The sequence below is a fragment of the Streptomyces sp. PA03-5A genome, from assembly GCF_033792725.1.
In the GTDB taxonomy this organism is placed as follows: Bacteria; Actinomycetota; Actinomycetes; order Streptomycetales; family Streptomycetaceae; genus Actinacidiphila.
Map to the genome: position 1 here is coordinate 57,050 of NZ_JARAVL010000013.1, position 11,329 is coordinate 68,378.

The window sequence follows — 11,329 nt, forward strand, 5'->3', positions numbered from 1 at the left end:
CCCGTACACGACCACCCGGGCAGCCCGGCGCAGCCGCAGCACCCCGGGCCGCAACACAAACTTTGTCGGCCCCGTGCGCAAAGATGGACGCGATGTCTGCTGCCCTTGACGAACCGCTCGCAAAATCCGTCGGCGGCCGCACCGCAAAGGTGTTCGCCGACCATCTCGACCTGCGCACCGTCGGCGACCTGCTGCACCACTACCCACGCCGCTACGCGGAACGCGGCGAGCTGACGCGCCTGTCCGACCTCCCACTGGACGAGCACGTCACCGTCGTCGCGCGCGTCGCCAAGGCGACGAAGAAGACCTACGGCCCGGGCAAGTCGCGCCTCGAGGTGGTCGTCACGGACGGCAGCGGCTCGCTGACCCTGGTCTTCTTCGGCCGGGGGGTGTTCAAGCCGGAGCACGACCTCCTCCCGGGCCGCCGCGGCATGTTCGCCGGCAAGGTGTCCGTGTTCAACCGGGCCCTGCAGCTGGCGCACCCCGAGTACCAGTTGCTGGACGCCGAGGACGGCAAGGAGGCCGTGGACGCCTTCGCCGCCCGGCTGATCCCGATCTACCCGGCGTGCAAGCAGGTCAATTCGTGGACGATCGCGAAGACCGTCGACACCGTGCTGACCTCCCTCGGCGCCACGCAGTGGTCCGGCACGGGCGAGCCGCTGCCCGCCGCGCTGCGGGAGTCGCGCGGGCTCGTGGCGCTGCCGGAGGCGCTGGAGAAGATCCACCGCCCGCGGTCCAAGGCCGACATCATGATCGCCAAGGAGCGCCTGAAGTGGGACGAGGCGTTCGTACTGCAGGTGGCCCTCGCGCGGCGCCGGGCGGCGGAGGACGCGCTGCCCGCCGTGCCGCGCGTGCCGGCGGAGGACGGACTGCTGAAGGCCTTCGACGCGCGGCTGCCGTTCACGCTCACCGAGGGCCAGGAGCAGGTGTCGGCCGAGATCTTCGCGGACCTGGCGACGGACCACCCGATGCACCGGCTGCTCCAGGGCGAGGTGGGTTCCGGCAAGACGATGGTGGCGCTGCGCGCCATGCTCGGCGTGGTCGACACGGGCGGCCAGGCCGCGATGCTGGCGCCGACGGAGGTGCTGGCGCAGCAGCACCACCGGTCGATCACGGAGATGATGGGCGACCTCGCCGAGGGCGGGATGCTCGGCGGCTCGGACCTGGGCACGAAGGTCGTGCTGCTGACCGGTTCCATGGGGGCCGCCGCCCGCCGCCAGGCGCTGCTTGACCTGGTGACCGGCGAGGCCGGGATCGTCGTGGGCACGCACGCGCTGATCGAGGACAAGGTGGGGTTCCACGACCTGGGGCTGGTCGTGGTCGACGAGCAGCACCGCTTCGGTGTCGAGCAGCGCGACGCGCTGCGGGGCAAGGCCAAGCAGCCGCCGCACCTGCTGGTGATGACGGCGACGCCGATCCCGCGCACCGTCGCGATGACGGTCTTCGGCGACCTGGAGACCTCCGTGCTGGACCAGTTGCCGGCCGGGCGTTCGCCGATCGCCACGCACGTCGTGCCGGCGAAGGACAAGCCGCACTTCCTGTCGCGCGCCTGGGAGCGGGTGCGCGAGGAGGTCGAGAACGGGCACCAGGCGTACGTGGTGTGCCCGCGGATCGGCGACGAGGAGCCGGACCCGAAGAAGAAGTCCGCGGAGGACGAGGCGGAGCGGCGGCCGCCGCTGGCGGTGCTGGAGATCGCCGAGCAGCTGGCCAAGGGGCCGCTGGCGGGGCTGCGCGTGGAGGTGCTGCACGGGCGGATGCAGGCGGAGGCGAAGGACGACGTGATGCGCCGCTTCGCCGCCGGCGATGTCGACGTGCTGGTGGCGACCACGGTGATCGAGGTCGGCGTCAACGTGCCGAACGCCACCGCCATGGTGATCATGGACGCGGACCGCTTCGGCGTCTCGCAGCTGCACCAGTTGCGCGGCCGGGTCGGGCGTGGTGCGGCGGCCGGTCTGTGCCTGCTGGTGTCCGAGATGCCGGAGGCGACCTCGGCCCGCGCCCGGCTGGACGCCGTGGCCGGGACGCTGGACGGCTTCGAGCTCTCCCGCATCGACCTGGAACAGCGGCGTGAGGGCGACGTCCTCGGGCAGGCCCAGTCCGGGACGCGTTCGTCGCTGCGCATGCTGACGGTGATCGACGACGAGGACGTGATCGCGGCGGCCCGGGAGGAGGCCACCTCGCTGGTCGCCGCGGACCCCGGACTGGAGGGTCAGCCGGACCTGCGCAGCGCGCTGGAGAGCCTGGTCGACGCGGACCGCGAGCAGTACCTCGACAAGGGCTGACGGACCGTCATTGTCAGTGCCCCCTGGGAGAATGGACACAGTCCGCGCCGATCCGCTCGGGAATAGGCGTAGTTGGACCTTTGGGGGCTGATTTCATGTCGTTCCGTCACCTCAACGAACTGCCGCTCGGTGAGAAGGTCTTCCGGATCGAGCTCTCCAGCGACGACGACACCACCGTCACCCTGACCCTGGCCGGCTGGTCCGAGGACGACCCGGACACCCTCCTCGCCTCCGGCACGCTCACGCTGCCGCTGACCGACGTCCCGTCCCTGCGCATCGCCCTCAACCGCGCCCTGCGCGCCCTCGCCCTCGTGGCCGACGTGGCCGAGCCCATACCCGACCGTGACGTGCTGCGCGAGCTGTTCCCGGGGCACGGCGCGCCCTGGGTGCCGCAGCACGAGGAGGAACTGGTCCGCCGGTTCCACGACGGCGAGTCCATCGCCCGCGTGGCCGCGCGCTTCGGCCGTACGCCCGACTCCGTCCGGACGAAGCTGCGTGAGCTCGGTCACGACCCGCGCCGCCCCGAGCACTGCCCGCCCGACGGCTGCCTGTCCTGGTCGCGCTACGCCTCGCCGGCGCTCGTCGGGGCCGTGGAAGAGCAGGGCCGGGACTGACCTACGTATCGTGGGGGAGCGGCGCCGCGACGGCGCCGTTCCCCCCCGCCCACGAGACGAATGAGCCGCAGATGACCCGCGTGATCGCCGGAGCCGCCGGTGGCCGTCGCCTGGCCGTGCCGCCGGGCAACGGAACCCGACCCACCTCCGACCGGGCGAAGGAGGGGCTGTTCTCCACCTGGGAGTCGCTGCGCGGCGTTCTGCACGGGGCGCGGGTCATCGACCTGTACGGGGGATCGGGCGCCGTCGGCCTGGAGGCGCTCTCACGTGGCGCGGCGCACGTGCTGCTGGTCGAGTCCGACCCCCGCGCCGCCCGCGTCATCCGGGAGAACGTCCGCGCCCTCGGGCTGCCCGGCGCCGAGGTGCGGGCCGGAAAGGCCGAGAAGGTCGTCGCGGGACCGCCTCCCGCGGAGCCGTACGACCTGGTGTTCCTGGACCCGCCGTACGCCGTCACCGACGACGAGCTGCGCGAGATCCTGCTCACACTCCGTACGCAGGGCTGGCTCGACGCGGACGCCGTCGCCACCGTGGAGAGGAGCACCCGAGGCGGGGAATTCCGCTGGCCCGAGGGGTACGAAGGGATCAGGGCCCGGCGGTACGGCGAAGGGACGCTTTGGTACGGTCGCGCCGCCGACGTCACCGACGCGTCATGAACCACCCGCAGAACCCTCAGAGCGAGGAGTCACCGTTGCGCCGCGCAGTCTGTCCGGGGTCCTTCGACCCCGTCACCAATGGACACCTCGACATCATCGCCCGAGCCTCGCGCCTGTACGACGAGGTCTACGTGGCCGTGATGATCAACAAGTCGAAGAAGGGCCTCTTCTCGATCGAGGAGCGCATCGCCCTCATCGAGGAGGTCACCGCCGGGTACGGCAACGTGCGCGTGGAGGCCTTCCACGGCCTGCTGGTGGACTTCTGCAAGCAGCGCGACATCCCCGCCATCGTGAAGGGCCTGCGCGCGGTCAGCGACTTCGACTACGAGCTGCAGATGGCCCAGATGAACAACGGGCTGTCCGGCGTGGAGACCCTGTTCGTCCCCACCAACCCCACCTACAGCTTCCTGTCCTCCAGCCTCGTCAAGGAGGTGGCGCAATGGGGCGGCGACGTCGCGCACTTGCTGCCCCCCGTCGTGCTGGAGGCCCTCAAGAAGAAGCTCGCGCAGCAGTAGAGTCTGGAACGTGGACGTCCAGAAGAAGCTCGACGAGATCGTGGCCGCCGTGGAGGCCGCCCGGTCCATGCCGATGTCGGCCTCCTGCGTGGTCAACCGTGCCGAGTTGCTCGCCATGCTCGAAGACGTACGGTCGGCGCTGCCCGACTCGCTCTCCCAGGCCCAGCAGCTGCTGGGCGGGCGGGAGCAGATGGTCGAGGAGGCCCGGGCCGAGGCCGGCCGGATCATCGGCGCCGCGCACGCGGAACGCGGTTCGCTGATCTCCGACACCGAGATCGCCCGCCGCTCGCAGCAGGAGGCCGAGCGCATCGTCACGGAGGCGCAGCGCGAGGCCACCGAGATCCGGGCCGAGGCCGACGACTACGTCGACAGCAAGCTCGCCAACTTCGAGGTCGTGCTGACCAAGACCATCGGCTCGGTGGACCGCGGGCGCGAGAAGCTGCTGGGCCACGGCCCGGCCCTCGACGAGAACGGCTACCCGTACGCGGACGAGGACGACGCGCCGGAGCGCAGCGGGGACCCCGAGACGCTGCGCCGCCGCGCGGACGAGTACGTGGACGCCAAGCTGGGCGCCTTCGAGGCGGTGCTCAGCAAGACCCTGGAGGCCGTCGGACGGGGCCGCCTGAAGCTGACCGGCCACCGCCCCATGGACGAACTGGGCGCCCACGACGCGGACCCCGAGGGCCAGGTCCCCGGGCAGTCCGACGCCGAGTACCTCGCGGGCCTGGCCGCCCCCGTGGCCCCCGGCGACTACCAGTACGACCCGAACGCGGTCCAGCAGCCCGACTACGGCTACCAGCAGCCGGACCCGTACCAGCAGCAGGTCCAGCAGCCGGACCCGTACCAGCAGCAGGGCCAGTACGCCGACCCGTACGCCGCCCAGCCGCAGCAGGCCTACTACGACCCGAACTACGGCTGGCAGCAGCCGCAGCAGAGCGGTTACGAGCAGCAGCAGTACGTCCCGCAGCAGCACCAGCAGGGGCAGGGCGCGGCGCTCGACGAGACGAGCTTCTTCGACACCAGCATGATCGACCTGAACCGGCTGCGTGAGCTGGAGCAGGAGCGCGGTTTGGGCTGAGCCCGGGGGACCGGTATCCTGATCCCTCAGCCGTGTGATCCCCGGCGCTTTGGCGTGCCCGCCGTCGTGGCGACGGGCACGCGCCGAACCGAAGAAAGCAGGAGCCCTGAACACCCGCCTCGACCACCGCAACCCGCTCGTGTTCGACACGCACGAGCTGGGTCGTCGTCCTGGGGCGATGAAGAAGGTCTCCCGCTCGGTGCCGGCCCCCAAGGACATGGGCATCGAGGTCATCGGTGTCCGCGAGGGCACGGAGATCGAGCTGGACCTCCGCCTGGAGTCGGTGATGGAGGGGGTGCTCGTCACGGGCACCGCCCGCGCACCGCTCTCGGGGGAGTGCGTAAGGTGTCTGGAGCCGCTCGAGCGTGAGCTCGAGACGGAGTTCCAGGAGTTGTACTCCTACCCCGACGCCGACACCCGGACCGGTGGGCACCACGGTGCCGCCGACGCCGGTGACGACGCCGAGGAGGAGGACACTCTCTTCCTCGAGGGCGACTTGTTCGACCTCGAGCCCGTGCTGCGCGACGCGGTGGTTCTCGAACTGCCGCTGCAGCCGGTGTGCCAGGACGACTGTCCCGGTCTGTGCTCCGATTGCGGGGCGCGGCTGGCGGACGACCCGGACCACCACCACGAGGTCACCGACATCCGTTGGGCGGCCCTGCAGGAAATCCAGCTGAGCGGTGCCGAGGACGGCGCCGACGAGAACCAGGAGAAGTAGCCGTGGCTGTTCCCAAGCGGAAGATGTCGCGCAGCAACACGCGCCACCGCCGTTCGCAGTGGAAGGCTGCGCCCGTGAGCCTGGTGGCGTGCGAGCGCTGCCACGAGCCGAAGCAGCAGCACATCGCGTGCCCGAGCTGCGGCACCTACAACCGTCGTCAGGTCCTCGAGGTCTGATCGGCGGGTGAGGGGCTCCATGTCGTCAGACGGCGCAACGTCGACGGACGCCGGTAAGGCAGCCTCGTCCCCCGCGGTTCTGGAAGGGCGGCTCGGGTACACACTCGAACCCGCCCTTCTGGTGCGTGCGCTGACCCATCGCTCGTACGCGTACGAGAACGGCGGTCTGCCCACCAACGAGCGCCTGGAGTTCCTCGGGGACTCCGTGCTCGGCCTGGTGGTCACGGACACGCTCTACCGCACCCACCCGGACCTCCCGGAGGGCACGCTCGCCAAGCTGCGGGCCGCGGTGGTCAACTCCCGAGCCCTGGCCGACGTCGGCCGTGGCCTCGACCTGGGCAGCTTCGTCCGCCTCGGCCGGGGCGAGGAGGGCACGGGAGGCCGGGACAAGGCGTCGATCCTCGCGGACACCCTCGAGGCGGTGATCGGGGCGGTCTACCTGGACCAGGGCCTGGACGCCGCGTCGGAGCTGGTGCACCGGCTCTTCGACCCACTGATCGAGAAGTCCTCCAACCTCGGGGCGGGACTGGACTGGAAGACCAGCCTCCAGGAACTCACCGCGGGCGAGGGCCTCGGTGTCCCGGAGTACGTGGTCTCCGAGACCGGACCGGACCACGAGAAGACCTTCACGGCTGCCGCCCGCGTCGGTGGTGTCGAGTACGGCACCGGCACCGGCCGCAGCAAGAAGGAAGCAGAGCAGCAGGCCGCCGAGGCCGCCTGGCGCGGGATCCGCGCCAAGCGCGAGGCGAACGGCACTGTCGCGAGCTGAACCCGTCAGGCCCGTCCGGCCGGCCCCCGAGGCCGACCGGGCGGGCCTTCCGGTTCCCCGGGCGGGGAACCGCCTTCCGAGAGGAGCGCGCCGCGTGCCGGAGCTGCCCGAGGTCGAAGTCGTACGCCGCGGTCTGGACCGCTGGGTCAGCGGCCGCACCGTCGCCCGGGCCGAGGTGCTGCACGCCCGCGCCGTGCGCCGCCACCTCGCCGGCGGCGCGGACTTCGCCGACCGGCTGGCGGCGCAGACCTTCGGTCCCGCCCTGCGCCGCGGCAAGTACCTGTGGCTGCCGCTCCAGGACTCCCCGCTCGCGCTCCTCGGGCACCTGGGCATGAGCGGCCAGCTGCTCGTCCAGCCCGAGGACGCGCCCGCCGAGACCCACCTGCGGATCCGGATCCGCTTCGAGGACGACCTCGGCACGGAGCTGCGCTTCGTCGACCAGCGCACCTTCGGCGGCCTGTCGCTGCACGAGTGCGTGCCCGGCGACCCCGAGCGGCTGCCGGTCCCCCTGTCGCACATCGCCCGTGACCCGCTCGACGCCCGCTTCGACGACGCGGCCTTCCACACCGCGCTGCGCCGCCGCCGCACCACGATCAAGCGGGCGCTGCTCGACCAATCGCTGATCAGCGGGGTAGGCAACATCTACGCGGACGAGGCGCTGTGGCGCACCAGGCTGCACTACGAGCGGCCGACCGCGACCCTGACCCGCCCGGTCACCACCGAACTGCTCACCCACATCCGCGAGGTCATGACCGACGCCCTCGCCGCCGGCGGCACGAGCTTCGACAGCCTGTACGTCAACGTCAACGGGGAGTCCGGCTACTTCGACCGCTCCCTGGACGCCTACGGCCGCGAGGACGAGCCCTGCCGCCGCTGCGGCACCCCGATCCGCCGCCGTCCCTGGATGAACCGGTCGAGCTACTTCTGCCCGCGCTGTCAGCGACCGCCGCGCGGTCCGGGCGGCACGTCCGCCGTCACCGTCCGCCCGTCGTAGCGCCGCTGCGCCGCCAGCACCTCCGGCATCCGCGACTCCACGAGCCCGATCAGGGCGAGCAGCCGCTCGGCCGTGTCCCGGCCCAGCGGTGTGAGGCTGTAGTCGACCCGCGGCGGGTTGGTGGGCTGCGCCTCGCGGTGCACCAGCCCGTCCCGTTCGAGCGCGTGCAGGGTCTGGGAGAGCATCTTCTCGCTCACCCCGTCGACGCGGCGGCGAAGCTCGTTGAACCGCAGTGCCCCGTCGACCAGCGCGCCCAGCGTCAGCGAGCCCCAGCGGCCGGTCACGTGCTCCAGCGTGGGGCGCGACGGGCACGAGCGGGCGAACACGTCGTACTCCGGGTTCGCCGCCCCGGCACCACCGCTGCCGCCGGTGGCGTCGCCGGCCCGAACGGACGTCTCCATGGGCGTGAGCGTACTCGTCCACAGCGCCACCCGTGGGGTTGCGCTTCCCCTCGGTGAGTTACGGCCCCGAACCCCCGGCGTGGCCGGGGCCGTACGGCGCACAATGGGCGGATGCTTCCCGACGGCCCGCCCGCTCCGCCCGCTCCGCCCGCTCCGCCCGCCCCCGCCGCCACCTACGCCGAGACCGCCGAGCCGCAGCCGGAGATCCCCCTGATCGGCGGTGACGTGACCGAGGGCGTCGTCCGCGTCGGCGACACCGTCCGCCGTCCGACCGGCGCCCACAGCCCCCTGGTGCACGCCCTGCTCCGTCACCTGGAGGACGTCGGATTCCCCGGCGCGCCGCGCCTCCTCGGCATCGACACCGCCGGCCGGGAGGTGCTGACCTACGTGGCGGGGGAGGTCGCCGGACGGCCGCGGCCCGCCTGGATCGCCGACGAGGGCCGCCTCGTCTCGGTCGGCCGCCTGGTCCGCGCCTACGACGACGCGGTAGCCGGCTTCACCCCACCCGACGGCGTCCAGGCCCCGGCCGGTCCCGCGCCGGACCCGGACATGCCTCCCGCGCCCGCGCATCCCGCCGAGGTGATCGGGCACATGGACTTCACGCCGGACAACATCGTCTTCCGGGCCGGCCGGGCCGCCGCGCTCATCGACTTCGACCTGGCCAGGCCGGTTCCCAGGGTCGAGGAGATCCACAACGCGATGCTCTACTGGGCCCCCATCGGCGACCCCGCCGACGCCGACCCCCAGTTGCGCGACGTGGACGTCCCCCGGCGCTGCCGCCTCCTCGCCGACGCGTACGGCCTGTCCGGCATTGACCGCGGCCGCCTGCTGGAGGTCGCCGTGCTCCGGACCCGCCGCGCGTGGTTCTCCATGAAGCGGATGGCCGAGACCGAGGGCGGCGGCTGGGCCCGCATGTGGCACGAGGGGGTCGGCGACCAGATCAAACGCCGCGAGGCCTGGCTGGAGCGCCACGGCTCCTCGATCGAGGCGGCACTCACCGCTCCTTAGGGCAGGACGCACACCGGCCCGAACCCCGGGCGCCACCTGCTCCGGGAGGCTGCCGGGCCGCCCTCCGGCGGCGTGTCCTTCTCGACCACGCCCACCTGTACGTGCCCGGAGCCGTCGGCGCTCAACGCAGCGCCGACGGCCGGTGGCCGGCTCAGTAGCCGAAGTCCTGCGTCCACCAGGGGCCGCCGTCGCCGAAGACGGCGCCGACACCGATCGTCTTGTAGTCGCAGTTGAGGATGTTGGCGCGGTGCCCCTCGCTGTTCATCCACGCGTCCATGACCTCCTGGGCCGTGGCCTGGCCGCGGGCGATGTTCTCGCCGCCGAGGTCCTTTACGCCGGCCTGCGCGGCCCGGTCCCAGGGGTCGTCGCCGTCGGGGTCGGTGTGGTCGAAGAAGGCCCGGGCGGCCATGTCGGCGCTGAAGTCGGAGGCGAGCTCGGAGAGCTTCTTGTCGTCGCGCAGCGGCCGGCAGCCGGCGGTGGCCCGGACGGTGTTCACCAGGGCGAGGACGGAGACCTCGGCGACGCTCTGGTCGCCGTCCTGCGCCTCGTCGCCGCCCGGCACGAGGGTGGCCGCGGGCGGGGAGGGGACGGTGGCCGGCGCGGAGGACGCGGAGGGCTGCGGAGCGGTGGGGGTCGCAGCGCCGTCGTCAGGGGCGGAGGTGGAGGCGGAGGGGGTCGGCGTCGCGGTGGTCGCCGGTGCCGACGGGGCGGCGGGGGGCGCGGTCGTACGGGCGTTGCCGCGGCTGGCGGGTGCGGAGGTGTCCCGGTCGGCGGGGATGGCGCCGACGTCCTGGGGGCTCGCGGTGTTCGGCAGCCCGGCGGCCTGGACCTGGCCGGGAGCGTCGTCGTGGTACGAGAACCCGCCGGAGCCGTCCGGCGAGGGCAGCAGCCCGCTGGAGACGCCGATCGCACCCACGGCCAGCGCGGCGGACGAGGCCAGCAGCCCGGTGCGCACCGGGTTCTGCTTGCGCCGCCGGGCCCTGCTGCTCTGCCCGCGGTGGCGCGGCGCCTCCTCCGAGAACGGCGCCGGCTCAAAGGCTTTACGGCTGTGGCGGCCCATCCGGTGCAGTCCTTTATGTCGACGGTGTTCACCCGAACGGGTGAGTCCTGTTGCGGCGCGACTGTACCGAAAGACAGGCGGGGCAGGTGTGAACCCTGGGCAACTGAGGGGTTAGCGTGCTTTCATGAACGACGCTGTCCGACTCACCGCCTGGGTGCGGGGCCGAGTGCACCAAGTGGGTTTCCGCTGGTGGACGCGCGTGAACGCACTGGAGATCGGCGGACTCGACGGGTATGTGAGCAATCTCTCGGACGGCCGCGTGCAGATCGTGGCCGAAGGTGAGCGGTCGCGCTGCGACGGTCTGCTCGACTGGCTGCGGACCGGCGACACGCCCGGACGCGTCGACGGCGTCACCGAAATCTGGGGCGAGCCGCGCGGCGGTTACGACGGCTTCGCGATCCGCTGACCCACCGACCCGCACACCGCCCCGTCCTCGCAGGTGAGGGGTGAGGTGACAGATCAACGGCAATCTCACGTGGCAAGAGCGACAAGGAGGTTGCCATTTCGCGCACCGCGTGCGAGGCTGCCGACATCGAGGACGCGGTGATCTTCGGGGAGCGGTCGACGGCCCTGTCCTCCACGCCACGCGGGACGCCCGCGGCGCCCTCTCGCGCCGTGTTTTCTTAGGCGCACCCGACGCCCGGGCTGTGATCGTGTTGACCGTCTAACTATTTGGTGAGACGCTGGAAGCCCCGCGCACCGCAGCTGTAGGCATGGCAAAGGGCAGCTTCGGCGCACACGGCGCGGGTGCCTATAACCCCTCACTCACGACCCACACCGCTCCCCGGTCGGTCACTCAGCGTGGAGGACCATCCATCATGGCAAAGGCGCTTCTCGGTTACGTCGGCGGCCCCGACCCTCGACTCCTCGCCGAGATGCGAAGGCTGCAGCAGCGTGTCCAGGACCTGGAAACCGAGCTCGTACGGATCCAGGCCGAGAACGATGCGCTGGCCGCTGCCTCGCACGAGCTCGTCGACGTACCTCACGCGGAGCCGGTTCTCGCCTGACCCGGCCTTTCGGCCGGTCAGGGGAAACGACTCCGTTTGGGAATGTGCAAGGGA

At 72.0% G+C, this 11,329-nt stretch carries 14 protein-coding genes; 12 read left to right on the forward strand and 2 right to left on the reverse strand.

Annotation, left to right across the window (positions count from 1 at the left end; translation table 11 throughout):
• The first annotated feature begins 83 nt into the window (after nt 1-83).
• From recG to mutM, 9 genes are all read left to right on the forward strand, one after another.
• A complete protein-coding gene (recG, locus tag PV410_RS17895; protein WP_500325639.1) occupies nt 84-2,282 on the forward strand; it encodes an ATP-dependent DNA helicase RecG in 2,199 nt (732 codons plus the stop codon).
• A 95-nt stretch (nt 2,283-2,377) separates the two neighbouring features.
• Nucleotides 2,378-2,896 carry a hypothetical protein gene (locus PV410_RS17900; protein ID WP_499514200.1) on the forward strand — a complete coding sequence of 173 codons (519 nt, stop codon included), beginning with the start codon at nt 2,378-2,380 and terminating at the stop codon, nt 2,894-2,896.
• Between the two features lie 71 nt (nt 2,897-2,967).
• On the forward strand, nt 2,968-3,549 hold the full coding sequence (gene rsmD / locus PV410_RS17905) for a 16S rRNA (guanine(966)-N(2))-methyltransferase RsmD (RefSeq protein ID WP_500325641.1): 582 nt from the start codon (nt 2,968-2,970) through the stop codon (nt 3,547-3,549).
• Between the two features lie 35 nt (nt 3,550-3,584).
• Nucleotides 3,585-4,064 carry a pantetheine-phosphate adenylyltransferase gene (gene coaD / locus PV410_RS17910; protein WP_499514202.1) on the forward strand — a complete coding sequence of 160 codons (480 nt, stop codon included), beginning with the start codon at nt 3,585-3,587 and terminating at the stop codon, nt 4,062-4,064.
• A 10-nt stretch (nt 4,065-4,074) separates the two neighbouring features.
• Complete coding sequence (locus tag PV410_RS17915) at nt 4,075-5,142, forward strand: ATP synthase subunit B family protein (RefSeq protein WP_500325643.1); 1,068 nt, start codon at nt 4,075-4,077, stop codon at nt 5,140-5,142.
• Nucleotides 5,143-5,320: 178 nt separating this feature from the next.
• Nucleotides 5,321-5,860 carry a YceD family protein gene (locus tag PV410_RS17920; protein ID WP_500325645.1) on the forward strand — a complete coding sequence of 180 codons (540 nt, stop codon included), beginning with the start codon at nt 5,321-5,323 and terminating at the stop codon, nt 5,858-5,860.
• A 2-nt stretch (nt 5,861-5,862) separates the two neighbouring features.
• Nucleotides 5,863-6,036 carry a 50S ribosomal protein L32 gene (rpmF, locus tag PV410_RS17925; protein WP_026251550.1) on the forward strand — a complete coding sequence of 58 codons (174 nt, stop codon included), beginning with the start codon at nt 5,863-5,865 and terminating at the stop codon, nt 6,034-6,036.
• 19 nt (nt 6,037-6,055) lie between these two features.
• A complete protein-coding gene (gene rnc, locus PV410_RS17930; RefSeq protein WP_500325647.1) occupies nt 6,056-6,805 on the forward strand; it encodes a ribonuclease III in 750 nt (249 codons plus the stop codon).
• A 94-nt stretch (nt 6,806-6,899) separates the two neighbouring features.
• Nucleotides 6,900-7,799: a bifunctional DNA-formamidopyrimidine glycosylase/DNA-(apurinic or apyrimidinic site) lyase gene (gene mutM / locus PV410_RS17935; RefSeq protein WP_500325649.1), complete on the forward strand. Its 900-nt coding sequence runs from the start codon at nt 6,900-6,902 to the stop codon at nt 7,797-7,799.
• On the opposite strand, the gene PV410_RS17940 is transcribed toward mutM, so the two are convergent.
• Entirely contained in the window at nt 7,742-8,200 is a 459-nt protein-coding gene (locus tag PV410_RS17940) for a winged helix-turn-helix transcriptional regulator (protein WP_500325651.1), read from the reverse strand. The genes mutM and PV410_RS17940 overlap by 58 nt on opposite strands.
• Nucleotides 8,201-8,311: 111 nt before the next feature.
• Here PV410_RS17940 and PV410_RS17945 point away from each other — a divergent pair, with 111 nt between their 5' ends.
• Nucleotides 8,312-9,208, forward strand: coding sequence for a phosphotransferase (locus PV410_RS17945; RefSeq protein ID WP_500325652.1), 897 nt, complete (start codon nt 8,312-8,314; stop codon nt 9,206-9,208).
• A gap of 151 nt (nt 9,209-9,359) precedes the next feature.
• On the opposite strand, the gene PV410_RS17950 is transcribed toward PV410_RS17945, so the two are convergent.
• Complete coding sequence (locus PV410_RS17950) at nt 9,360-10,268, reverse strand: CAP domain-containing protein (protein WP_500325653.1); 909 nt, start codon at nt 10,266-10,268, stop codon at nt 9,360-9,362.
• Between the two features lie 124 nt (nt 10,269-10,392).
• On the opposite strand from PV410_RS17950, the gene PV410_RS17955 reads away from it, so the two are divergent.
• Entirely contained in the window at nt 10,393-10,674 is a 282-nt protein-coding gene (locus PV410_RS17955; protein WP_500325655.1) for an acylphosphatase, read from the forward strand.
• A 412-nt stretch (nt 10,675-11,086) separates the two neighbouring features.
• Nucleotides 11,087-11,275, forward strand: coding sequence for a hypothetical protein (locus tag PV410_RS17960; RefSeq protein WP_319131640.1), 189 nt, complete (start codon nt 11,087-11,089; stop codon nt 11,273-11,275).
• Nucleotides 11,276-11,329: the final 54 nt, after the last annotated feature.

Coding starts and splice junctions, on each gene's coding strand:
- PV410_RS17920 (WP_500325645.1), top strand. CDS start 5,321: ATGAAGAAGGTCTCCCGCTCGGTGCCGGCCCCCAAGGACATGGGCATC.
- PV410_RS17950 (WP_500325653.1), bottom strand. CDS start 10,268: ATGGGCCGCCACAGCCGTAAAGCCTTTGAGCCGGCGCCGTTCTCGGAG.
- PV410_RS17960 (WP_319131640.1), top strand. CDS start 11,087: ATGGCAAAGGCGCTTCTCGGTTACGTCGGCGGCCCCGACCCTCGACTC.
- rsmD (WP_500325641.1), top strand. CDS start 2,968: ATGACCCGCGTGATCGCCGGAGCCGCCGGTGGCCGTCGCCTGGCCGTG.
- PV410_RS17955 (WP_500325655.1), top strand. CDS start 10,393: ATGAACGACGCTGTCCGACTCACCGCCTGGGTGCGGGGCCGAGTGCAC.
- PV410_RS17900 (WP_499514200.1), top strand. CDS start 2,378: ATGTCGTTCCGTCACCTCAACGAACTGCCGCTCGGTGAGAAGGTCTTC.
- PV410_RS17940 (WP_500325651.1), bottom strand. CDS start 8,200: ATGGAGACGTCCGTTCGGGCCGGCGACGCCACCGGCGGCAGCGGTGGT.
- recG (WP_500325639.1), top strand. CDS start 84: ATGGACGCGATGTCTGCTGCCCTTGACGAACCGCTCGCAAAATCCGTC.
- rnc (WP_500325647.1), top strand. CDS start 6,056: ATGTCGTCAGACGGCGCAACGTCGACGGACGCCGGTAAGGCAGCCTCG.
- PV410_RS17945 (WP_500325652.1), top strand. CDS start 8,312: ATGCTTCCCGACGGCCCGCCCGCTCCGCCCGCTCCGCCCGCTCCGCCC.